The 23,548-nt window shown below is 46.4% G+C and carries 23 protein-coding genes; 10 read left to right on the top strand and 13 right to left on the bottom strand.

The features are described from left to right. The first annotated feature begins 27 nt into the window (after nucleotides 1-27). Nucleotides 28-1,968 carry a PAS domain S-box protein gene (locus ACWQXP_RS07115; protein WP_454062134.1) on the top strand — a complete coding sequence of 647 codons (1,941 nt, stop codon included), beginning with the start codon at nucleotides 28-30 and terminating at the stop codon, nucleotides 1,966-1,968. An 83-nt stretch (nucleotides 1,969-2,051) separates the two neighbouring features. Here ACWQXP_RS07115 and ACWQXP_RS07110 read toward each other — a convergent pair whose 3' ends face one another. Continuing rightward, nucleotides 2,052-2,936: a cation diffusion facilitator family transporter gene (locus ACWQXP_RS07110; protein WP_454062133.1), complete on the bottom strand. Its 885-nt coding sequence runs from the start codon at nucleotides 2,934-2,936 to the stop codon at nucleotides 2,052-2,054. A gap of 39 nt (nucleotides 2,937-2,975) precedes the next feature. Continuing rightward, complete coding sequence (locus tag ACWQXP_RS07105; RefSeq protein ID WP_454062132.1) at nucleotides 2,976-4,196, bottom strand: cation:proton antiporter; 1,221 nt, start codon at nucleotides 4,194-4,196, stop codon at nucleotides 2,976-2,978. A gap of 873 nt (nucleotides 4,197-5,069) precedes the next feature. Between ACWQXP_RS07105 and ACWQXP_RS07100 the strand changes: the two genes are divergently transcribed. The 3 genes from ACWQXP_RS07100 (at nucleotide 5,070) to ACWQXP_RS07090 (ending at nucleotide 7,905) form a co-directional block, all read left to right on the top strand. Continuing rightward, nucleotides 5,070-6,272, top strand: a complete 1,203-nt coding sequence (locus ACWQXP_RS07100; protein ID WP_454062131.1) for a glutaredoxin family protein — start codon at nucleotides 5,070-5,072, stop codon at nucleotides 6,270-6,272. A 233-nt stretch (nucleotides 6,273-6,505) separates the two neighbouring features. Then, the gene (locus tag ACWQXP_RS07095) at nucleotides 6,506-6,994 is read left to right on the top strand and encodes a macro domain-containing protein (RefSeq protein ID WP_454062130.1); all 489 of its coding nucleotides are present in this window, start codon (nucleotides 6,506-6,508) and stop codon (nucleotides 6,992-6,994) included. Then, the gene (locus ACWQXP_RS07090; protein ID WP_454062129.1) at nucleotides 6,991-7,905 is read left to right on the top strand and encodes a universal stress protein; all 915 of its coding nucleotides are present in this window, start codon (nucleotides 6,991-6,993) and stop codon (nucleotides 7,903-7,905) included. Before ACWQXP_RS07095 ends, ACWQXP_RS07090 begins: the two co-directional genes overlap by 4 nt. A gap of 621 nt (nucleotides 7,906-8,526) precedes the next feature. Here ACWQXP_RS07090 and ACWQXP_RS07085 read toward each other — a convergent pair. The 6 genes from ACWQXP_RS07085 to ACWQXP_RS07060 form a co-directional block, all read right to left on the bottom strand. Continuing rightward, nucleotides 8,527-8,724: a hypothetical protein gene (locus ACWQXP_RS07085; RefSeq protein ID WP_454063000.1), complete on the bottom strand. Its 198-nt coding sequence runs from the start codon at nucleotides 8,722-8,724 to the stop codon at nucleotides 8,527-8,529. A 106-nt stretch (nucleotides 8,725-8,830) separates the two neighbouring features. Next, on the bottom strand, nucleotides 8,831-8,977 hold the full coding sequence (locus tag ACWQXP_RS07080; RefSeq protein WP_454062128.1) for a hypothetical protein: 147 nt from the start codon (nucleotides 8,975-8,977) through the stop codon (nucleotides 8,831-8,833). Nucleotides 8,978-9,036: 59 nt separating this feature from the next. Next, complete coding sequence (locus ACWQXP_RS07075; RefSeq protein WP_454062127.1) at nucleotides 9,037-9,600, bottom strand: Uma2 family endonuclease; 564 nt, start codon at nucleotides 9,598-9,600, stop codon at nucleotides 9,037-9,039. A gap of 477 nt (nucleotides 9,601-10,077) precedes the next feature. Beyond that, a complete protein-coding gene (locus tag ACWQXP_RS07070) occupies nucleotides 10,078-10,230 on the bottom strand; it encodes a hypothetical protein (protein ID WP_454062126.1) in 153 nt (50 codons plus the stop codon). 112 nt (nucleotides 10,231-10,342) lie between these two features. Then, nucleotides 10,343-10,510 (bottom strand): ATP-binding cassette domain-containing protein, encoded by a 168-nt coding sequence (locus ACWQXP_RS07065; RefSeq protein WP_454062125.1) that lies wholly within the window; start codon nucleotides 10,508-10,510, stop codon nucleotides 10,343-10,345. 82 nt (nucleotides 10,511-10,592) lie between these two features. Further along, nucleotides 10,593-11,465, bottom strand: coding sequence for a helix-hairpin-helix domain-containing protein (locus ACWQXP_RS07060; protein WP_454062124.1), 873 nt, complete (start codon nucleotides 11,463-11,465; stop codon nucleotides 10,593-10,595). 345 nt (nucleotides 11,466-11,810) lie between these two features. Between ACWQXP_RS07060 and ACWQXP_RS07055 the strand changes: the two genes are divergently transcribed. Further along, nucleotides 11,811-13,091, top strand: a complete 1,281-nt coding sequence (locus ACWQXP_RS07055; RefSeq protein ID WP_454062123.1) for a pentapeptide repeat-containing protein — start codon at nucleotides 11,811-11,813, stop codon at nucleotides 13,089-13,091. A 75-nt stretch (nucleotides 13,092-13,166) separates the two neighbouring features. Here ACWQXP_RS07055 and ACWQXP_RS07050 read toward each other — a convergent pair whose 3' ends face one another. Further along, a complete protein-coding gene (locus ACWQXP_RS07050; RefSeq protein ID WP_454062122.1) occupies nucleotides 13,167-13,559 on the bottom strand; it encodes a CBS domain-containing protein in 393 nt (130 codons plus the stop codon). Between the two features lie 221 nt (nucleotides 13,560-13,780). Between ACWQXP_RS07050 and ACWQXP_RS07045 the strand changes: the two genes are divergently transcribed. Both ACWQXP_RS07045 and ACWQXP_RS07040 read left to right on the top strand, forming a co-directional pair. Beyond that, nucleotides 13,781-14,032: a hypothetical protein gene (locus tag ACWQXP_RS07045; protein WP_454062121.1), complete on the top strand. Its 252-nt coding sequence runs from the start codon at nucleotides 13,781-13,783 to the stop codon at nucleotides 14,030-14,032. A gap of 546 nt (nucleotides 14,033-14,578) precedes the next feature. Continuing rightward, nucleotides 14,579-15,217, top strand: coding sequence for a CBS domain-containing protein (locus ACWQXP_RS07040; protein WP_454062120.1), 639 nt, complete (start codon nucleotides 14,579-14,581; stop codon nucleotides 15,215-15,217). A gap of 59 nt (nucleotides 15,218-15,276) precedes the next feature. On the opposite strand, the gene mdoH is transcribed toward ACWQXP_RS07040, so the two are convergent. The 4 genes from mdoH to ACWQXP_RS07020 form a co-directional block, all read right to left on the bottom strand. Continuing rightward, the gene (gene mdoH / locus ACWQXP_RS07035) at nucleotides 15,277-17,409 is read right to left on the bottom strand and encodes a glucans biosynthesis glucosyltransferase MdoH (RefSeq protein ID WP_454062119.1); all 2,133 of its coding nucleotides are present in this window, start codon (nucleotides 17,407-17,409) and stop codon (nucleotides 15,277-15,279) included. After that, complete coding sequence (locus ACWQXP_RS07030) at nucleotides 17,409-17,657, bottom strand: hypothetical protein (RefSeq protein WP_454062118.1); 249 nt, start codon at nucleotides 17,655-17,657, stop codon at nucleotides 17,409-17,411. Before ACWQXP_RS07030 ends, mdoH begins: the two co-directional genes overlap by 1 nt. Before the next feature lie 2 nt (nucleotides 17,658-17,659). Next, nucleotides 17,660-19,204 carry a glucan biosynthesis protein G gene (locus ACWQXP_RS07025; protein ID WP_454062117.1) on the bottom strand — a complete coding sequence of 515 codons (1,545 nt, stop codon included), beginning with the start codon at nucleotides 19,202-19,204 and terminating at the stop codon, nucleotides 17,660-17,662. 919 nt (nucleotides 19,205-20,123) lie between these two features. Further along, complete coding sequence (locus tag ACWQXP_RS07020) at nucleotides 20,124-20,408, bottom strand: hypothetical protein (protein WP_454062116.1); 285 nt, start codon at nucleotides 20,406-20,408, stop codon at nucleotides 20,124-20,126. A gap of 112 nt (nucleotides 20,409-20,520) precedes the next feature. On the opposite strand from ACWQXP_RS07020, the gene ACWQXP_RS07015 reads away from it, so the two are divergent. From ACWQXP_RS07015 to ACWQXP_RS07005, 3 genes are read left to right on the top strand one after another with little or no spacing between them, the layout of a single operon-like run. Continuing rightward, nucleotides 20,521-21,840, top strand: coding sequence for a sugar ABC transporter substrate-binding protein (locus tag ACWQXP_RS07015; protein ID WP_454062115.1), 1,320 nt, complete (start codon nucleotides 20,521-20,523; stop codon nucleotides 21,838-21,840). Next, nucleotides 21,837-22,718 carry a carbohydrate ABC transporter permease gene (locus tag ACWQXP_RS07010; protein ID WP_454062114.1) on the top strand — a complete coding sequence of 294 codons (882 nt, stop codon included), beginning with the start codon at nucleotides 21,837-21,839 and terminating at the stop codon, nucleotides 22,716-22,718. Before ACWQXP_RS07015 ends, ACWQXP_RS07010 begins: the two co-directional genes overlap by 4 nt. Nucleotides 22,719-22,721: 3 nt before the next feature. Beyond that, the gene (locus tag ACWQXP_RS07005; protein ID WP_454062113.1) at nucleotides 22,722-23,543 is read left to right on the top strand and encodes a carbohydrate ABC transporter permease; all 822 of its coding nucleotides are present in this window, start codon (nucleotides 22,722-22,724) and stop codon (nucleotides 23,541-23,543) included. Nucleotides 23,544-23,548: the final 5 nt, after the last annotated feature.

Here is a 23,548-nt window from a genome sequence, read left to right as displayed (position 1 = left end):
TGAGACTTTAAACCTGAAACAACTAACATGAATCCTAAATCAAGAGAAGAACAACTTGAGCATGAATTATTTGCCCTACGTGAAGAGGTGGCCGAACTTCGTGCCATTCATAATATTCATAAGCATACAAAAGAAGGATTGGAAGCCATTGAGCTTCAGCTTGCTGGGGTCATCCACTCTGCCATGGACGCCATTATTACCGTTGATGAAGCGCAAGAAATTGTCATTTTCAATGCGGCTGCCGAAAAGATGTTTGGGTGTTCGGCTCCTGAAGTCATCGGCACAACTATTGATCGGTTTATTCCTTTACAATTTCGCGAGAACCATCATCATCATATTGAACAGTTTGGCCATGCGATGGTTACAAATCGCCGCATGGGAGATTTGGGCGCTATTTCGGGTCTGCGCACCAATGGTGAGGAATTTCCAATTGAAGCGTCAATTTCTCGCGTCGAGGTTTCCGGTCATAAATTATTTACCGTGATTCTTCGGGATATTTCAGAGCGAAAGCTGGCTGAAGAACACATTACACAATTAGGAAGTTTGCTGGATGAATCCTTAAATGAAATCTTCTTATTTGATGTCGAAACATTAAAATTTGTCCGGGTCAATCGTGGGGCACAGGAAAATCTTGGTTACTCGATGGAGGAGCTAAGTCAGATGACCCCAGTGTCTTTGAAGCCAGAGTTTACCCATGAAACGTTTGGAAAGCTTATTCAACCATTGAGAGCTGGCACCGTTCCAAGGATTGAGTTTCGTACGAAACACTGTCGAAAAGATGGAACGCACTACCCAGTTGAGGTTCATCTCCAACTCGTGGCTCATAAATCGACTCAGGTGTTTGTGGCAATCATCCTTGATCTCAGCGAACGGCTGAAGGCTGAAGCAGCCTTGCAAGAAACTCAACGAACCTTGTCCACCTTGATGAAAAATCTTCCAGGAATGGTCTATCGATGTACGAATGATACTGGTTGGCCCATAGAGTTTATAAGTTCCGGGTGTCACCTGCTTACGGGATATTCGCCTGAAGATTTTGTCAAAAACCGAAAGGTTTCTTACGGTCGAGATGTGATTGCACCAGAAGATCGAGAGCGAATATGGAAAGAAGTTGAAGCTGCGAATGCAGAACGTCGATCTTTTCAATTGTCGTATAAAATACAAACTGCGGATGGATCAACAAAATGGGTATGGGAACAGGGGGCAGGAGTCTTTTCTGCTGATGGAACCCTTTGTGCGTTGGAGGGCTATATCTTTGATGTGACTCAAGTAAAAACTCTGGAAGATCGACTTCGAAAGACGGAACGACTCGCTGAGTTAGGTACGTTAGCGTCAGGAATGGCCCATGAAATCGGCACTCCCATGAACGTCATCTTAGGACGTGCCGAATTCTTGATGAGAAAAAGCTCTGATGAGAATACGAAGAAAGGGCTGGAGACAATCGTGACACAAGTTGAGCGTATTACCAAAATCATGAATCAATTGCTCAGTTTTGCGAGAAAGCGACCAGTTGAACGTCGTCCTCTTGACCTTGCCACGATCATTTTGACAACACTTGATATTATGCGAGAACGCTTGAATACTCATCAGATACAGGTTGAGACGGATATGGATCCCGACAGGCCACATGTCTTTGCTGATCAAGATCAGCTTAGTCAAGTCCTCTTGAACTTAGTCCTGAACTCATGTCACGCCATGCCTGAGGGTGGCACTCTTCGAATCGCTATTGGGACTAGCAACAACCTAATGCATCTGACCCTTTCAGACACAGGCAGTGGAATCAAGAAAGAAGACCTTTCCAGGCTTTTTGATCCCTTTTTTACAACCAAACCAGTTGGAGAAGGGACAGGGTTAGGCTTAACGGTCGTCCATGGCATCATTCAAGAGCATGATGGGTTAATTCGTGTGGAGAGCGAACTTGGGAAGGGAACTGCCTTTCATATTTTCTTGCCAATTTATCACTCTGGTTGATAAACAATAGTTTCACGTTTCAAGAATCAGGTTTCAGGTCTGAAGTCTTAAGTCAACAATCCTAACTTTAAACTGTATACAAATCATGTGTGCCCTTCCGGCTCGACATGCACGATCACGTCTTCAACATTTGGAAAATGTTTCTTCATCGCGTCTTCCGCATCATGGGCCAACTGATGGGCTAACTGGATGGAGATGTGCGGTTGAACGTGAATTGAAAGATCAACAAAGACATGACTAGAAAGACCCCGTGTTCGAATCTCATGACAATCGAGTATCCCTGGAATCTCCATAACGACAGAATGAACCCTATCCGGATCTAGGCGAACTTTATCCACAAGGGAATCCGTGACTTCTTTGAGCACCTTGATCGCTGTCCATGCAATGACGACCGCAACAAACATGGCGACAAGAGGATCGACAATGGGATATCCAAGGCGAATAGCCAATAAACCAATGAGCACGGAGAACGAGGTCAATACGTCACTGGCGGTATGGTAAGAGTCCGCAATCAAAATTTCACTGTGTAATTCCTTTCCCTTTCTTTGTTCCCACCTTGTCACTCCAAGATTAATCAACATCGTTGTGATCATGACTCCAAAGCTCAGCCCCGTGACTTGAGGGGTAGCCTCTTGTTCCAGTGCGTGAATGCTTTTCCACAGTAAATACAGACATGTGCCAAGCAGCATCCCCCCAATTCCAGCAGCAGCAAGGACTTCAAATTTTTTATGTCCATAGGGATGATCCTTATCAGGAGGCTTATAGGCTAACCACAGGCCAGCCAGCCCAATCACATTTGAAACCCCATCGAACAGGGAGTGAAATCCATCCGCTTGCATCCCTAAGGACCCGGTGATTAATCCATAGCTCAGTTTAGCGAGAGCGACGAAGAGGTTGAGGATGAGGATCGACCAAAGGACAAATCGTATCTCTTGAAGTCTGCTGATTGGTGAATGTGTTTTGCTCATATCTCATCAATGCGTAGGAATTCGTCCTAATCAGTTTAGCTATTTTGGAAGAACTCTTCGCATAATAACAAGGGTTAGGAAGGTCGTGATCACGACCATGAGCACTAATGCTGAAAACAGGTTTGAAACAATAAGGTTTTCATTATTCCCATAAGCAAATAGGCCTGCCTCATACGCAATACTTAACACGACAAGCTCTACCGCCCCACGACTACTCATGCCGACCCCGACCGCCAATGCCTCCTGACGATTGAGTCCTAGCCAGTAAGCAGGCAGACTCGATCCGATTAACTTACCGACAAAGGCGATGACGACGAGTAGAAGGATAAACAGGGGAATCTGAATCACGGCATCGAATGCCACATTGAGTCCAATCCAAATGAAAAATAATGGGCCAAGGACTCCTTGAGTGATCCCTGTCGCGATTAATTTCATTTCTTCATACGCTTCCTGACCGACCCGACTTGGTTCAAAGTAAAGTCCAGCCATAAAGGCTCCGAGAATCCAATGCATTCCGAGAGCTTCTGCGAGAAGACCGTATGCTAAGGCCACAGCCATCAGAGCGCTGAACTCCACGGCAGCGAGTTTCAGCGCTTTGAGGCTCTGACTAACTTTTGGATACACATGGATGCCCAGGCTAATGGTAATGCCGAAGAAGATGCCGACCTTGCCTAGAAGAATGATGAAAGCCATGGGGTCTGGGATATGCCCGGTCTGAATCATCGAGGTCAGGATGGCCAGGAAGAATAATCCGAGAATATCGTCAACAATGGCTGCGCCAACAATTGTTTGTCCTATTCTTGAATGGAGTAATTCGAATTCTGCCAGGACCTTGATCGTCGCTGGAATAGAGGTAATAGACATGGTGATGCCAATCAGAAAGGCCTGAATGGACTTGACCTCTGATTCAGGAAGAAATAGCCATCCCAAGATAACGCCGGCGAGCAAAGGAGCAAGCGCACCTCCAAGAGCCACAAAAATGGCACTACGTGAATTTTGTCGAAGTTCATCGAGTTTTGATTCAATTCCTGCCAACAGGACAAGAAAAAATATTCCAAGATGAGCAATCACTTCTAGAGTCTTGCTCGCGGTAAACTGAGTGAAAATGGGAACTGATGGCCCACAAAGAGCCGCGGCGGCGGCCAACAAAACGCCAGCACTGAGTTCGCCCACTGCGGAGGGTTGCCCAATGCGTTCAGCCGTCTCTCCGAAGACCCTGGCAAGTAAAATGAGGATTAGAAGCTCGAGGAGGACATTCAAGAGAATCCTTTATGGCTTAACGAGGCGATTTGTTATGTACACGTTATGGTACTGTTTAGCTTTCATGGTTACGCGTTGCCAGGGAAATGGAATCTAGAGCACAGGATAATTTACCGTTCGAATAACTTGCTCTGCGTTGCTGCCAGAAAAGATGCGCCTGACATCATCCCATCACGACGAGATCGACTTTCTCCAACTGTGCGGTTCGAGTCATTTGGGCAAAGGGTTTTCCTTCCCTTAAGAAACGCCTAATCTTGATCCCTTTTACTTCTTCTGTCTTCAGTAAATCTCTGGCTAGAAGTCTGGCGTGATGCCGAAGACATTTTAGAGGTCTTTTCTTCAGATGGTCTAGCGAGACCCATGGCATTGAGGGCTTCCAACGTCTTGAAATCGATAACATGGAGCAGAATAACTTGAGCTTCAAACGTTTTTGCTAGTTGGAGGCCCATCGAAAATTCTGCACGGGAACTGAGGGACAATCAACAGGCGTCAAGATTTTCTTGAACGATGTGTTACCCACAGTCGTTTCTCCTTTACCTTTTAGTCTCAGCAAGCCGGATGCCATGACAGAGCGATCAAGCTCCTTTATGGGAAACGGCTACCGAACCGTCAATTTATTTAGAACGCGAAAAGTTTTGAGGAATGCTTCATCACAGACCGTAGGAAAATTCCACAGTTTGGTGTCATCTTAGTGTCCCAAATAAGGGCAAAGGAAAGGCGGGGGAAAGGCAAAGGACGTTGAATATCTCAAGGTAGCAAAGTCAGCCATATTGGACGATTGAGCGCAGCTTCTGGTCCTTCTTTTGCTATAGACATATCAATGCTTGGTAACTAAAGCCTTGGAGTTGAAACCTTTGGAGGGAAAAGAGAGTCGTGATTGCTAAACAGGTTTTTGCGATAGTGTGCGTTATAGTTTTGCTGGGAATGACGCCCAACCCCAAAGTTCCACAAGAGTCACACCCTGTTGATCTCGAAGTGTTTGTTCGCAAGGGTTGTCCTCATTGTGCAGCAGCAAAAACTTTTCTGAAGCAACTGAAAGGTGAAGATCCACAAATTCGAATAAAAATACGAGACCTTGATGAGGATCAAGAGGCCCTCACTCGATTAACTCATCTTGCGTCAAGGTTGGGTGTCAAACATATTGGTGTTCCTACATTTTATATTCAAGGCGAACTTGTTGTTGGGTTTACATCGGAAGAAGTCACAGGCCAAATGATTCGGAATTTATTAGCCAGACCTCCTCCTCAGTCCAAACACGATCCCCCGGATGGAACGTGTGCTCTGAAGAATGACGAGCCATGTACGTCTTCGATAACGCATAAGCCCACCGAGACATCGGAGATTACTCTTCCATTCGTTGGTCCGCGCAGCCTACCTGATCTTGGTCTTCCGCTCTTTACCGTACTACTTGGTCTTCTCGACGGATTCAATCCATGTGCCATGTGGGTGTTGCTTTTTTTGCTTTCCCTTCTGGCAACGCTTCGTGATCGACAGAAGATGTTTCTGATAGCGGGCACATTTGTTGTCGTGAGTGGGCTCGTCTATTTCGCGTTCATGGCAGCATGGCTCAACGTGTTCCTTATCATAGGGTATTCCCGCGTGACGCAACTCCTGTTGGGAGGAATCGCACTGATAATTGGGGCGATTAATGTCAAAGATTTCTTCGCCTTTCGAAAAGGAGTCTCTCTCACGATTCCAGAATCAGCAAAGCCAGGACTGTACACGCGGATGCGGAAGATCCTTCAAGCAGAACATACGCTAGGTGCCCTGTTTGGGGTCATCGTTCTTGCAACGCTGGTGAATATGATTGAGTTGGTATGTACCGCAGGATTTCCAGCGATCTATACTGAATTACTGGCCCGTCAAGATTTCGAATGGTGGCGGTATTACAGCTACCTTGGCCTATACAATCTTGCCTATATTGCAGATGATGTTTTTATGGTGACAATTGCTGTGTTCACCTTGAGCCATCGAAAGTTACAAGAACGAGAAGGACGTTGGTTAAAACTTATCAGTGGCGTGGTGATGATTGGATTAGGCACCACTCTTATTGGATCACCTGGCTGGTTAGTGTAATGAACATTCGACGCAAGTTTGTCATTGAAGATGGCAAAGAAGCGGTTGGCTTACTCTCATCGACACCTGATCTTCCTGCACGCTGTATAATGGTATGTTTATTGCTCGATATTATTTAGGGCAGGGGATGAGAGTCATCCATGTTCGATACATACAAGCGGCGGTAACTCTGTTGAGAAGTCGTTTAATTTAAGAGGATCAACAAAAACTTTACTTGTAGGGAGGGTGAATTAATGATTCATGAAGTTGAAGGAGACATTCTACTGACAGACGCTGAATGCATTGCACATGGGGTGGCACCAGGAGATCATTTTTCGCAAGGACTGGCACTCAGTTTACGGGAAGAATGGCCTTCCATGGTAAAAGATTTTCGTCATTATTGCCAAACCTCAAACCCGAAACCTGGCGAAGTTGTTGTGTGGGGAGGTCCTGGGGGAAAACGTCTTATCCATTTACTGACACAAGAAGCTTCCCCCGTTCAAGGCGGTCGACCTGGTCGGGCGACAACAGTGTATATCAATCATGCATTGCGAGAACTGAAATTATTGATTGAGAAAGAGGGTGTGAAGAGCCTTGCATTACCGAGATTGGCGACTGGCGTTGGAGGGCTGAAGTGGGAAGAGGTGCGACCCCTAATTATTCAACAACTTGGTGATCTGGCCATCCCAATTTATGTGTATACGGTATTTCATAAAGGTGTCAAGGCGAAGGAGGAAGTATGAAAGTTTTATGTGCGGTTGACGGATCTGAATTTTCAGATTGGGCCGTTGAGGCGTTGGGGACATTGTTTCATCAATCCCTAAAAGAGGTCGTGCTCCTCCATGTCGTCGATGATGTGCAGTTGCGACAGGGTATGAAAAAAGAGGGCGCGAGTCAGGCCAAAGTCACGAAGGTGATCACGGCGATGAATCAACATGGCAAACAGCTGTTGAAGCAGGCTGAAATCCACGCTGCGCTCGTCATCAATCAGGCACAGACGAAACCCTTTGTGGCGATTCGGACGGTGTTAATGCACGGCCATGTCACCAATGTGGTCACGAAACAGGCTGAAAAACGAAAAGTCGACTTAATTGTCATGGGATCACGGGGGCTGAGTAATATCACTGGCTATTTGATGGGGAGTGTCTCACGAAAAGTTTTGACGCATGCGCCCTGTGCGGTCTTAACAGTAAAAGAGCCGATTCCTGAAAAGCCAAAGATTGTTTTAGCCGTTGATGGCTCAAATGCTTCGAAGCGTGCTGTCGCCGCGTTTCATTCATGGATCTATCAGGAGGCTATTGCACTTCACGTTCTCTCGGTTGTCCCACAGTTTCTCACGGATATAGGTCCAAAGCTTCTTTCGAAATCGCACGTACATGGTTTGATGAAGCCGTTTCAACAGCGCGCAAAGGAAGTCACCGCACAATATCGAGCGTTCTTTCTTAAGGAAGGGTATCGGGTGACAGTCGATGTTAAAGAGGGCGATCCAAGAAAAATAATTCTTGATCAGCTCGAAACCAAAAAAGTTGATTTGGCAGTTTTAGGCTCAAAGGGATTAACCGGACCCGAACGATTCCAAATGGGTAGCGTCTCTGAATGGGTGGCGGGGTATACGTCATGCTCAACATTGGTGATTCGCCCTCGAGTGTCATAACAGATCTTATAGAGTTTTAACTTTTCTCTAGTACATCTAAGTTTTCCCTCGCCCCCTTTCCAGGGGGAGAGGGCAAGGGTGAGAGGGTTCTTTTTAATCAAAGAGTTTAAGCACAATATTTTTACATGAGTTTGAAAACTTAGACCTCATTTCCTAAATCGTCGTCTTTCACCCTGCAGTCATGTCCGCGGTCATCGTCGATTCATAGGCCTATTATGGTTGGCGTGGGGTCTTGCGCTGTGCTCATTTTTTAATAGTTCAGGTCAGTGCGATATGGTTTCCCGATAAAGGCGGGGAGCCATCCGCTAAAACCCTCCGATGAATAAGATTTCGATTTTGGACGCTTCGATCATTTGCAATATGGTTAAGGCATGTGGGCTTGTCAGGATGAACTCCTGGTGTACTTGTTTGACCTCCCTTCGCCAGTCTTCATCTCTGTACGTCTGCTGCTTGCAGGAAAGCCCTAATCGTAAAACCTAGGGATGTTTTTTTAAACGAGGATTTTTCCTAGTTGTGAAATGGTGTTCCTTTGGTATTGTCATCATGAGTTTCCATACAGGTGGCATATTCAAATGAGAGGCCACTTAAGAGCGGTTTGTAACAATTCCAGAAGTTGAAGCTTTACGTAAGCAGTCGTTCATATTCATCGTGACGGCCAATCCACACCCAGATAAAGTCCTCTCCATCTTTAACAGCTAAAGTCCTGTGGTTGATTCCCACGCGGGCTGACCAAAACCCACCAATCTTTTTGAAATGGAGAGAAGGATGCCGGGGGGCATTTTTGAGGAGCTGGAAGTTCTGTTTGGCTAGATTCTTGATGGGGCAGGAAGTGTTTCAAGGCGTTTCCTAAAGCAACCGTTGGGCGATGCATTTATCATTCCTTCAAACTCCCGTTCTCCTTTTCATCGAGAGTCTTTTTGATGAGTCAGTCCAACTTTCCGCCCTCGAAGTCCGCCTGAATCTGTTGGTCCCACAATTGCCAATCCTTCTCTGAGAGCCATAGCCGTGGTTGGATGTATACCAATTTCGGAAGCGTATTAATCGCTGCCTTAATTTGGTCACCGTTTGACATAGCTCTCCTTCATGAAGATGAAGCAAAAGGCAGGCCGAAGAAATATGTTCAGAGTTAGTTTATACAAACAAATCAGACAAGGGGAGAGAAAAGTCAGGAAAGAGCTCAGAGGTCAGTATGTCATGAGCTTCAAGGCTTAAGAGGTCTGGAGTTATGAATACGTTGGTCTGGAGTTGGAAGCGTTTCACTGTCTCTAACACGGGATCGATGAGCCAATACTCTTTGACCTGATGGCGTTCATACAATTTTCGCTTGATCACTTCATCGATTTTCCGATTGCCTTCTGACAATATTTCTACAACTAGGTCAGGAGCTGCTTGAATGTTGGCCTCAGTCACAATGTCCATCCGATTAGCAGAAATAAACAGAAAATCTGGTTGAACAACATCAAGTTCTGTCAGCATCACATCCGTCGGTGCCGAAAAGACAATGCCTAAGTTCTGATCATGGATAAATGGTCCAATGAGACGGTGTAAATTAGAGATGATGCGTTGGTGCTTGGTCAAAGGAGCAGGCGTCACGTAATGTTCTCCATCTATGAGCTCATGCTGTTTCCCATCATCAGGAAAGCAGAGATAATCTTCGTAAGTGAATTTGAGAAATGAAGGAGTGGAAGTCATCATTGAATTTCCTTTATTACGCCAATTGTTTCCCTGTTTCATCCGCCTATTGCTACAAAGGAAAGAAATGGCGGTTTTCCCCCGCTAAAGAAGGCCACAAAACCTTTCGGAAAAACGATTCTATGCCTTAAGGATAAAGGATCTTTTTCCAGTTAGCAATGTAATTGGGCACGATTTGTGTCTCTGTCAAAGGAGTCCACTAAACGGTACCGTATGTGCGGACTGCCCCCCTGGTTGCAGAGAAAAAGGCTGATCGAGCGGGAGCCACATAAGGTGCAAGGCGGTCATATAAACACGAATAAAAACCTGGATTCCCGTCTTCGCGGGAATGACAGATTGTTGGTTCTTTAACACAGGGCCTCAATTACTATCTTGTTTTAACGTTCTTAAGAATTCCCTCACCCTTGCCCCCTGAGCCTCTCTTCGAGACTCAGCTTCTTGGGAACGAAGCCACACAGAAGCTACAGGGATTTTCTGTGTCTATTGCAACATGCCGCTGACGATGAGCTCGGTTGCCTGTTCTGGGTCTAATTCGTGAGCCAGCAGGGTCTCTAATTCTTTCTGGTCGACGCTGCTAATGGCGGCTTCGTGGGTGACTGTAGCTAGGGGACGCGTCACCTTTACGAAGGGCACGGCACTCGCTATAGCATAGTCTTTAACCGTCGCTCATTGTTCGTATCTCGTTGCTCGTGAATCGTCGTTCGTAAAAGAAAGATCGGAACGCTTTTCTTATGCGAGATACGCTTCACGAACGACGCTTCACGCACCAGGTAAGCACGTCTGTCCGTCCTTTGTTCGCGGCGTACCCATCGCAGCCCATTACGATATAAGCGAGCGTGCTTTTTCCCGAGCCATTTGCTGCAAGCAGCCCATATATTTCTTGATGGCCAAGAGTAAGATCGAGCCCATTCAAGATTTTCTATTCACCACTGTTGAAGGTAAGGTGAGTAACATCAAGCACGTTCGTGGACGATCAAACCCCGGTGGACTCAAAATTATGGTAGGGAAGGCTCAGTTGGTTTAGTTTCCTCGTAATACTTGAGACATTCGGATTCACGCCCACTCACAATTCGGTGACCTTTCAGTATTCCCCACTCTCCTGTGATTACCGTGCATTGCCATTCTCTCTTGCCATCGTCATAGAAAAGAATAACCCAATCGTGGGTCTTTCCTTTTTGGTGAGCTCGTGCGGTGTTTGAAAACAATGCGGTATAATGACGGACTCCACGTTCTGTATGTAAGACTGGCAGCCAAGCTTGCCCGGTTGGATTAAAGCGGCGGGGTGCAAATTTGTGGAGTTGATTCGCTGCGTCTTTTTCACGATACTCACGATCGACATCCAAGAGCTCCTCTATGGAAGGTGCCTCGAGATGTGTGCTCTCGCTTTTTGATCGTACTCGTCCTAGGCGCTCAGTCAAACTGGAAATAATCCCAGAGAGGCGTTTGTCCCCAATTCCCTTGAAATGGCTGAGTCGGCCATCATAGGCTGCCAATTCCAAATCCTCGAGAGTGTCGATTGCTAGTTCATAATGGAGTCGTTCGGCCATTTTCCTCCCAATTCCGGGAACAGACGCCAGCAGATTCACTGGTTCAGTTTCACCTCGCAGGCGTTCCAGCATGGGCAGCCTGCCGGTTAGCACAAGATCTCGAACTGCCCGCGCGATACTTTCACCGATGGCAGGTAAATGTTTCAGCCCATCGAGTCCCTCTGATTTCAAGATTTCATTGACCGGTTTCTCTAACTGCACTAAGGTTTCAGCTGCGTGACGATATGCCTGCACACGAAAAAGATTGCTGCCCTGATCATGGAGGAGTTGAGCGACTTCTTCTAAGCGTTCGGCAACATCGTGATTTATCGAGGAAAGCATGATTTTGTCAACTCTCAAATGGTGTGTTGTCTCTGTTGCTGATGCTTATGTCGTGAATAACCTAATATGAGAATCTTCAGCAAGATTGGCGCCACACATTTCGTTTTCAGGGTAGAAAAAATGTTATGTCAGGGCAAGACAAACTTTCTAGCTCACACCCTATTCAGTAATGAGGTTATTCGCTACAGCTTACGAGCTAACAGATGTCGCAATAAGCAGCAAACGTAGGAAGAGAAACATTGATCTAATCAAGGGAACAATCTTGTACAAAGATTCGATGCCTTCTTAGAAAGGCTTTGTCTCATTGGGAATAGATGTTGCTGCCAAGATATCTGAGGAGAAATAATGAGAAAACAAATTGGATTCAAAGTTAGTTGTGTGTCGAGCTTTTTGTTGCTCATCGGGTGCATCGTCTATCTTGATGCGAGTTTTTCGACGGCTTTCGTCCATGCGAGTAATCAACCAGCCTGTGATGGACCATTCCAGAATAAGGAAATAAGTCCAGAAGTGCTCTCTCAAGTTCTCAGTGCCCATGGAGAGTGGTTAGTGGATCCTAGTAGTTCAGAAGGAAAACGGGCTAATTTGTGCCAGGCTGACTTAGCGAGAGCGGATTTGCGAGAAGCTGATCTGAGTGGAGCGAATTTACATGGGGCGAATCTTTATCAAGCCAATTTCAAGGGGGCAACTTTGGTCAAAACCGACCTTCAGGAAACCAATGCTCAAGATGCGTCCTTCTATGCGGCTAATTTTCAAGGAGCCAATCTACAAAATGGATTTTTTCAAGGAGCCGACTTTCGAAAATCCAATCTCAACCATGCCAATCTTGGTACCGCTGATTTACGATTCGCCAATCTTGCTGAGACTAATATGGGCGTCGCAAATCTTCAAGATGCGGAAATGGAAGAAGTGCATCTTGTAGAAGCCAATCTCCAGCAGGCCAATTTAACTCGGACCAAGTTATTCCGTGCTGATCTTCGAAAAGCACAGCTCAACAATGCCGTGTTAGTGCATGCAGAGCTTCGAGAGGCGGATCTCTTTCAAGCAAACCTGAAAGACGCTGATTTACAGCACGCGGATTTACGGGGTGCGGGCTTAACCCTCGCGAATCTCAATGAAGCCAATCTTATGCATGCTAATCTTCGAGAGGCCACACTCGAACGAGCCGTGCTCTACAAGACGAATTTTCAAAAGACCAACTGTACTGAAGCTAATTTTCAGGTAGCGGATTTATTAGAGGCCAATTTATCGAATGCTGATCTGAAGGGAGCTTCATTCGATGAAGCGTACATGGCCAAAGCCACATTGCGCAGTGCTAATCTGGAAGGTGCTGACTTTGCCTGGGCTAACTTAGTGGATGCTGATCTGCGAAAAGCCAACCTTGAACAGACAACCTTCTATAAAGCCAAACTACAAGAGGCCATACTCGATCACGCTCAGTTTTATGGAGCCGACCTTCGTTTAACAGATTTTCATGGAGCTTCCTTGCAGGGTACCGATTTTCGAGGAGTCGTCTTGCATTTTGTCGTTGGATTGACACAAGTCCAAATTGACAAGGGCTGTGTTGATGAACTGACAGACCTTCCAACGGGACTGATAAGGTCAGCGACATGCACAACCATTCCATAACCTTTAAGACGTAACGGACCCCATGAGGATCCTCGGTTTTTTGTCGATGATGAGTGCAAAGAATAATCTGAAGTATTAATCTACTCCGAGACTCGGCTCATAACTTTTAAAGTGTAAAACAAGATCACGCACGGATACTAAGCCCACAATTTTATCTCCCTCACAAATAATTAAATGACGAACGCCGAGATCGCCCATCATGTCGTGCGCTTCATGAGATGTACGTGTCACTTGTATGGATGGAAAGTCGGTGGTCATCAATTGCTCTGCGGTGGTTTGCTCCAGATTCCTCTTAACACTAACTCCTTTGCGAACAATGTCGGTATCAGTGAGGAGTCCGATGAACATGCCGTTCCGCTCAACTAAGAGCGCACTGATATTTTCTTGTCGCATTTTATCAGCAGTATCTGCGATGGATGTATCTGAAGGAATCGACTTTAAGGATTTTTGCATGATTTCAGCTAACATGAGAAACCTCCTTGTTGTTTTGAATAGCGAGTGCCACAGAAAGTTTGATGCCCGTAGGGCGTCCTCTCCATCATAATTCGATGGGATATTCTTTAATATTAAATGAACCCATCCTTATACGTAAAGGACGCAAGGTCTTCGTCATGCAACATGGGTTTCATTCATATATGTTTTCCTGGGGACTCGTGTGAATAATTCCTATTACTATATCACCCAAAAAGATGGGCACTTTTCACTATCCGACATTTCACCCGGAGAGTATACTCTTTCAGCGAGGCACCCTGGGGGTAAATAAATTTCTCGAAAAACCTGTCGTGGTTCAGAGTGGTCAAGCGTTGAACGTCAATATTGAGTTTCAGCCATCTCAAAGTCGACGGAGTGTTCATGAGAGGGCGGCGAACTCACGGTTTGGCTTGGAGTTGCTCGGAGAGGGCGTAGAAATCTTACCTTTTCTTCGTGTGCAAAAGGCGTAAGAGCGCTTGAGGTGAATTACCTATTTAGGTCTTGGAGACTTCCTCTGAGTTGCCCATATGAAGCGCCGGTTTTGGTTGGTCTTTTTTTTGATCTGCTCATGGACTCGGAAGCCAAATTTTAGATCGCCGACTTATTAGGCGCGAGCTTATTGGGTGCTGATCTGAGAGGAACGTTCTTTGATGAGGGATACCTGGCTAAGGCTAATTTCCGGGGCGCGAACCTTCTGGCCCCTAATTAAATTTGATTAATTTGGTCTAAGCCGATTTTCGAGAAGCCAATCTCAAACTAACGACACGGTATAAGGCTACCATGCATGAAACTATAGCCGATAAACCTCACTGTTCAATATTCTCGGGACAGATATTCATGAAGTTTCATTTCAAATGCAGATTTTCTAGGAATAGCCTTGCACTTTGTGGATGGGTTGACCAACGAATGGAATTTCCAAGGAAGCTGACAAGACCATTTTCATATACAATAATTGAATAACCGCAAAAACTCACAGAAGGCACAGTTAAACGGTACGTATCTCCGAAAGGCTATGTATGTTTGTTGTCTGGGAAGATGGAGGAATAAAGGTTCCATATACGCCAGGAAGTATTCGTGGTAGAAGGGTCGAGAAAGTCCAAAGGTCTTCTCCTATTCAAAAAACTGAGTCACGTTTACAAGATTCAAAAATTCAATCTCCAGAGACAGAAGCCTCTCGTGCCGCTGAAACCTATCAGCAATCTGAACCATCTCGCGATAGTCGACAACCGGCAATTCTTGCCAAACAAATCATGAGTGCGCCAGTTGTCACACTTTCTCCAACGGCAAAACTTTCCGATGCCTGGAACATTATACAAGGGCAACGATTTCGTCATGTTCCAGTGCTTTCGTCGCAAGGCCATCTTGTCGGGATTCTTTCGGATCGAGATTTGTTTCGTGCCACAATTGAGATTGACGCATCATCAGAGCAGCCGGGAGTCAATGCGCATAATGGTCCTATTCAACAGCTTATGACGCGTAACGTATTGTCGGCTGGTCCAGAGACAGAAATTCGAGCAATCGCCAGCATTCTCTTTGAAGAGCGAATTGGGGCTATGCCTATTGTCACGGAGACAGGCAATGTCATCGGTATTCTCACTCGAAGCGATATTCTTCGAACGGTAATCAACAAGGCCCCGATTGAATTGTGGATCTAAAATACGTTTAGTCACTGGGAGGCCGAATGATGATTTGAGAAAGCTGGTACGCTTATCGCTTATGCTGTAGCTGGAACATGCATTTTTGTCTGTTGACGATCCTGAATCGCTTTACCCCAGTATGATTGAGGTGCAGCTTGCCATGCCTGTTCATGTAGCCACTGTAAGCTATTGCGATCACGCATCAGTTGGGACAATTCATTAGTGGAGAGTGCTTCGGGCCCTTCTTGATAACATCGTGTACGAAGTGCAAATATCATTTCCTGTTTTAATCCACCTCGATGCGCATGCGTCATTCCCTGGTGGACACGGTTAAGGACAGGGTCCAAAATAGCCTGAACTGCTATATTCGTTTGGTGGTTAGGAAGGACATCTGGATTTTTCGTGAGATCATCGAGTAATTGGGAACCGTGATATTCTTCAGAAGTCTGCAAAAAACCCAAACGTTTTAATTTGTCACCTGGACCTACCCGACTGAGAAACACGGAGATGGGTGCGGCAAGTATTAATGGTAATGCAACGGGTAGGGACCAATAAAAGAACATCGGTTGAAGTTGGTAGGCAAAGGTCGCCCATGCTCCAGCGATCACTGTGCCAGGTGCCTGATGAAGGATCGCATCGGACCATCGTGTTTCGTCAGTCCGATTCTGTCCAGCCCAACGTAATGACAGGTTCAACAACGATTCCACGACATAGCGACTATGGGCCAGCATACGAATAGGCGCCAACAACGCAGACACGAGATTCTCTATGATTACACTGGCTGACACTCGCAGCAGTCCTCCATGGCTTTTCAGTTGATGGCTTCGCATCAGATCAAAGATTGCAAGAAACTTTGGCACAAACAGTAAAAAGAGTGTAGTGCTTGCCAAGCCAATTGCCCGTTCAGGATTCCATTCCGGCCAGACTGGAAAGAGGCTGTGCTGGGCTGGAAAGTAATCGATAGGGAACAGCACCAACCTGGCAGTTTCGATCGTGGTGAGGATGAGGAATAGTAACCACAACGGGGAGGCCAAATAGGACATGATGCCGTTAAGAAAATTCATTCGATGCGCCAGTCGTAACCGGGGCTCGAATAACATGAGCCACAGATGCTGCATGTTGCCCTTAACCCAGCGTTTATCGCGTTTCAAGTCATCCGCAAGTGTCGGGGGTGATTCTTCATGACTATGGGTGAGCTGAGGTTCAAGCCATATTTCATAACCGGCTCGCCCCATGAAGGATGCTTCCACAAAGTCGTGACTCAAGATAGGACCCTGAAACAGTCCAGGACCGCGTAATTGCTTTAGGCCGCAATGACGCATAAACGCATGAGTACGGATAATGGCATTATGTCCCCAGTACACGGCTTCTCCTAATTGCAATGATGCTAACCCTGTTGTAAACAATGGTCCATACACCTGGTTGGCAAACTGTTGAGCTCGCGCAAACAAAGAACGCGCATTAAGGAGTGTCGGACTTGTTTGAAGAATGCCTGTTTGCGGTTCGGCTTGCATGAGTTGGACCATCTTCACCAAGGTTTCCCCGCTCATAAGGCTGTCTGCATCGAGAACAATCATGTATTCATAGCCTCGTCCCCAGCGGCGAAGAAAGTCAGCAATATTTCCGCTCTTGTAATGTTGGTTCAACGTTCTGCGACGATAAAACAAACGACCTTCGGCTCCCAGTTCTTGACACAATTGATGCCATGCAGCTTGTTCCGATAGCCAGATATTCGGCTCTCGACTGTCAGACAGTATGAAAAAATCGAAATGCTCTAGTTGACCTGTCTGCTCCAAGGATCGATAGACGGCACGCAATCCACCGAGTGAACGATTGATCGGTTCATGATAAATCGGCATGACTATCGCTGTTCGTGCGAGATTCATCGCAGCCAATTTTTCAGGGGTATGACGGCCCAATAAAGAAAAACGATCACCGCCGACACAGCGAATCACAAAACCAAACATCCCGATCCAGAAGCCAACTGAGATCCAAGCAAAAAGGAGGAAAAACAAAGCAATAATGCTCAGTTCCACACCACCATCGCCATGGTATGGCAGTACAGAAACCATGTAAGAGGTCGCAAATAATGATTGACCGAGAACAAGTATGGTCAGCAAGGTGCGCCGAAACCGCGCAACGGTAGGCCAACGGACTGTTGGGGATGTAAGGGGGACGGTCGTTGTCTGGAAGGCAGTCTGATTATTCACTAGCCACCATATTCGATGCTACCGCGCACAATTTTTGGTGCCGGGGGCGGTAACTCTCTCGTCTTGAGCATAAAATGTTCAGGCATACGAGTCATCACAAATGCGAGCAAATCTTTCTCCCCGGAATTAAATGCTGCTTCAACCAATTGAAGAGCCTGCCTGTTCATTTCATGATTTAATTCAACACCGCTTGCTAAAAGGTAATCGCATACGCGTGAAAGAGCTTGCTCGGCAGGTGTGGATGCCATGATTATTTTCCTTCAGGTAGAATATTATTATTTGCGGGTAAACGATAGGTCCAGGTTTCCGTTAATGTATATTGGTCATTACGCAAAAATGCTCGAAGATGAAGGGGCTTCGATGCGACATGTTTAGCGAGTATTGATAAGCGCCATCCATTAATAGCTTCATTGTAGACCACGTAATGCTCAAGAATCTCGGAACCCTCTAGCGCTGTCACGTGACTGCTAATAGGAGCACCAGCAGAAAGTTTATCTAATTTACCTCCCTCAAAATCAACAGTAATTCGATAGGCACCAGGAGCGGCTCCACCGCCGATACGGTTCCCATCACCAATGAAAGTGTTGACCACGGTGCCCATGGGATTCTGCGATGTATTGGATTCTCCAAAATTCACATGATAAGAATAGGTCAGTGATGTTTCTGGTGTCACAGAAGATTGTGGTGACCAGAATGCCACAATGTTGTCATTCGTCTCATCGTTTGTCGGGAGCTGCACCAGTACGATATGACCTTTGCCCCACTCGCCTTGAGGCTCAACCCACGTGCTGGGACGCTGCTCATAACGTGCGTTTAAATCTTCATAATCTGAAAAGATGACGTCACGCTGCTCCAGACCGAAGCCGAGCACATTCTCTGTCATAAAATAGTCCATTTCCAGGGTTTTGGGGTTTAATAATGGACGCCATAGCCATTCATCGTTCACGCCATCATGGATTTGCAATCCATCAGAATCATGAACTTGCCTGCGCCATTCTCCCTTTGGCCGCGAGGTGTTATCGCCATAAAAAAACATACTGGTTAAAGGTGCAATACCCACTAAGTTGATTTCTTTCCGTGGGAAGAGGGTCATCTTGACTCGTAAGCGCGTTGGGCTACCGGGGACAGCCGTAAATTGATAGGCGCCCGTGAGACTCGGACTATCTAACAGGCCATAAAACACCATCTCATTTGCGTCAGGAGAGGGTCGAACTAACCAAAACTCTGTAAATGCAGGAAACTCTTCCCCTGTAGATAATCCCGTATCGATGGCCAGTCCTCGCCCTGAAATCCCAAACCAATTGTCCTTACCGACTGCACGAAAATAGCTAGCTCCGGCAAACACCAAAAACTGATTTTGCTCATGCGATGAATTGAGCGGAAAGGTCAGCTTAAAGCCTGCGGCCCCAACATTCATCGGGACGCGCCTCTCAACTTCAGGGTCATCAAAGGTAAAGTTATCTCTACTGACAGAAATGGGCTTGACCCCACTTGCATCGATGACATTCAAGTGAATGGCATGAGTGAAATAGCGTCCTGGCGGCATTAACATGACTTGAAATTTTGATTTGCTTTGCCGCCACAAACTTTTCTCGGGATCAAAGCGAATGCTCCGGTGGGCATCATACGACATATCAAGCATGACTTGGGGGACAGGTTGAGGGGCTTCGTACTCCTGATGGGCGAGTTCTTCCGCTTGTTTCACCACATCAACAAAATCAAATTTTGCTTCGACATAAAGTGGACACATGATGAACGTGAGAAGCGCGAAAATTTGAACTACATTACGTTTCATTCGAACTCCTAAGAATTTCTGAATCATAAAATATATACGTACCTATACCAATCCATATAGTTTTAAGTATCTCCCTACTCATGATTGGGAGAGGAGACTATGTAAGGTGAAGGGAAGATCTGAGAGGAAGTGTCAAGAATTCCCTCTCAATCTCATCTGCTTAATCTTCTCGTTAATGTGGCGAAGGTATAGAAGCCTATCAGCAATTGGTTATTATATGAATGTGTAAATATAACGCCAATTATTAAGAGTGTTTTGTGATGCCACGATACATTCAATATCACTCACCTCTTGGCTTCAGTTGTCATACATTGCCAACGAATCAGCCTTATGTTCTGTTTTCTTTCCTCATATTCTGTAAGTGGGAAGTAGTTGACTAATCAATATATTCGACAAAACCAAGTTTTCATTAAAAATAAACTGAAGACACAATTTTTTCAGATCTCAGGTGACAGTGAAATTATTGTATTTTCAGAGAGAGGAAGCAAGTGATTTTTATTCGAAAATTACCAGAGATTTATCCAATTACAATATTAGACCGATTCGATATACAGCAGAGAGGCTAGATTTTTGTCCTGGGAGCTTTTCCCATTGATGCTGAGCTTTCGAGAGTCCGTACACGAGAAACTTAACTGAATGAAGGGAACACCATACGAGTATTTGGAAACTATCAGAGAAGGAGGTTAATGCAAGTTGAAAAAGTATACACTCACGATTCTGCCTACAGTTATTCATAAAGGCAACGTAAGAATGTATCATGCCCAGTTTTGTTAGATTTCTCGTATGATTATGGACGTTCTGTTGTCGAAAACTTACCTAAACCCCATTTAGGTCCATGATGTTCCGGTAGGCCGAGGGTCATCTTGCCCCAGTCTCTCAAAGGCGGAGGCAAAACCTATCGTACAGCTAGGTAGCGTGACTAAAAATCTGAGATTTCAATTGAAATCAAGGGTAGCTGGGGGAAGTTTAGGTATTCATCTAACCAGTCAGTCAAATTTCTAGATAAACTTAACAAGATCAACCTGATTGGTGATACATCCTTAATCGTTGTAGATGCTCCTAACGTCTTAACAGGGTGAATTCCGGCAATCTTCATGGCTGGATTCCCAACCCGGCCGATAGCCCGAACATGAATGTTGGCAGGATCGATGGGTTGGTCACGACTCTGCGCACCTTCAGGTCGTCGTGAAGGACAGCTTTTCATTACCATTTTCGATGCTATCCTGCTATCTGTGTGGCTATACCATTTTCGAGCAATCTCATGTGCGGGTCATGTTTAGACAGTGCGCTCAACCAGTAAAAGTGAATTTGAGAGTATGACAATAGATGGAGAAAAAAGACTGGGCAAAAAACACTTGGCCAAGTTTGTGGTTGTCATGATTGTGCTGATTGCCATGACGGTTGCGTGCACAAACAGCAGCGATCAGGATGACATAGTAGAAATCAACTTTTGGGCCATGGGTCGCGAAGGGGAGATTGTTCCCGAGCTGCTCAAAGGGTTTGAACGAGAGAATCCGGGTGTTCGTGTCATTGTTCAGCAAGTTCCCTGGACTGCCGCCCATGAGAAATTGCTGACGGCATTTGCGGGAGACGCTCTGCCTGATATCGCTCAGATGGGTAATACATGGATAGCGGAATTTACCGCGCTGGATGCCATTGCCAGACTGGACGAAATGACCAAGGCTTCTTCCATTATTGTGAAGCAGGATTATTTCCCGGGTATCTGGGCGACGAATATAGTGAACGAGGCACTGTATGGGGTGCCCTGGTACGTGGATACGCGGTTGCTCTTCTACCGAAAGGATATACTCAGTGCCGTCGGGATTGATCGCCCACCACGTAACTGGGCTGAATGGATGCAGGCGGCAACGGCCGTGAAGCAACACGTTGGGAAAGACAACTTTGCCCTTTCCCTGCCTTTGAATGAATTTGATATGCAAGTGTCCCTTGCTCTCCAGCAAGGAGTTCCATTGCTGCGAGACGGTGAAAGATATGGCAATTTTTCCAGCCCGAAGCTGGTGACAAGTATTGATTTTTATCTCGACTTTTTCCGAAAGGGGCTTGCACCAATTTTCAGTGAATCCCATATGTCCAATGTGTGGGATGAATTTGCACGCGGTTACTTTACGTTCTATCTGAGCGGGCCATGGAATATAGGAGAATTTCGGCGCCGATTGCCTCGCGAGATGCAGGATAACTGGATGACGGCTATATTGCCGGGACCGACTGGTCCAGGTGCATCGACAGCCGGCGGTTCAAGTCTCGTGGTGTTTAAACATTCAGTACATAGAGACGTAGCATTCCGGCTTATTGAATTTCTCTCCCGTCCAGAAATCCAGCAACAGTTTTACGAGATAAGCGGCAATCTGCCGCCTCGACGGACAAGCTGGCTTGGAAACCGGCTTTCTACCGATCCATATGTCAGGGCTTTCATGGAGCAGCTTGAGCGTGCAGTTCCGACACCAAAAATCCCTGAATGGGAACGCATCGTGCAGGAATTGCGTATGGTGACCGAGCGTGCAGTCCATGAGAACTGGACCGCTGCCCAGACAGCGCGTGAATTGGATAGCCGGATTGATCGAATTCTCGAAAAGCGACGCTGGATGCTGGCGCGGAAAGAAGGAGACAGTTCGTGAAACCATCTATTGCAGGCTGGCTGTTGGCCGGTCCAGCGTTGGCTATCATTACCGTCTTTTTCTTTCTGCCCGTACTGGCTGCCCTGGCCATTAGTCTGACAGACTTTGACATTTATGCTCTGGCCGATCTTTCTAATCTGCGGTTTGTCGGCTTCCGAAATTATACCGAGCTGTTGCAGAGACCGCTGTTCTGGCAGGCACTGGGTAATACTCTGTACTTCGTGCTGGCCGGTGCGCCGCTGTCGGTAATGGTTTCACTGGCGGCGGCACTGTTGTTGAACGGGCAGCTGGTGCGTTTCAAGGGATTCTTCCGGACCGCACTGTTTGCGCCGGTGGTGACGACGGTTGTGGCCGTAGCCGTGATATGGCGATATCTCCTGCATACCCGCTATGGGTTGTTCAACTATAGTCTTGACGGATTAGGCTTGCCCACTGTGGACTGGCTTGGTGATCCGAATTTTTCCATGCCGTCAATTATCCTTTTCGCAGTCTGGAAAAACTTTGGGTACAATATGATTATTCTTCTGGCGGGTCTTCAGGCAATACCTAGCGATCTGTACGAAGCGGCCCGCATTGATGGTGCCAATGCCCGGCAGCGTTTTTTCTATGTCACATTGCCTGCTCTGGTTCCCTCGCTGTTTCTCGTTGGGGTACTGACCATGGCAGGGTATTTCCAACTCTTTGCCGAACCCTATGTGATGACACAGGGCGGTCCTGTCCAAAGTACACTCAGCATCATCTATTTAATGTATGAAGAAGGCTTCAAATGGTGGAGTCTGGGTTCTGCATCCGCAGTCGCCTTCATTCTTTTTCTGTTTATGATCGCTGCGGCCATTGGCCAGCTTGTTATCATGCGACGGTACGGAAGCGGAGTGTAACTCATGAGAACACACTCGAGAGGATTTGGTGCAAATATCGGCTTAAGTTTCCTTGCTGTATTTGCCGTTGGTCCGTTGCTGTGGATGCTGAGTGTTTCATTTATGTCTCCAGGAGAAGCCAGTAGTTTTCCGCCACCGCTATTACCGGAAACCCCGACACTCACCAATTATCTTATGCTCTTTGAGTATTCAAGCATGGGCAGAAACTTCCTAAATTCTCTGTTTGTCGCGTCGTCGGCTACGCTGTTGTCGCTCACGTTTAATGTCTCGGCCGGATATGCATTTGCCAAACTGGAATTCAAGGGCCGGCAATTACTGTTCCGAGGGCTTCTGAGCGCCCTTGTCATTCCTGCGCAGGTTTCTATGATTCCGCTGTTTCTGATGTTGAAAGGTATGGGACTGGTCAATAGCTGGATTGGTGTGCTGATCCCCTTCGTGGCCAGCATATTTGGGATCTTTCTGGTCCGGCAGTATGCCCTGTCCATTCCGACCGAACTGATTGAGTCGGCCAGAATTGAAGGAGCCAGTGAAATACGTATTTTCCGGTCAGTTATCTTACCGTTACTCACACCCATACTGATCACACTAGGGCTGTTTACTTTCCTCGCTGCATGGAACGATTTTTTGTGGCCACTCATCGTTCTCACCGACAGTGATAAATATACCTTACCAATTGCCTTGGCATCTCTATCACGAGAGCATGTGCAGGATGTCGAATTGATGATGGCAGGAGCGGTGGTCACGGTGACACCGGTCCTCATTCTATTTCTGACACTTCAGCGTTTCTATATGAGTGGTTATCTGGCGGGAAGTGTCAAAGAATGAGATGT

The organism is Candidatus Nitrospira salsa, assembly GCF_965152625.1.
This window is presented reverse-complemented; position numbering and strand designations above follow the sequence as displayed.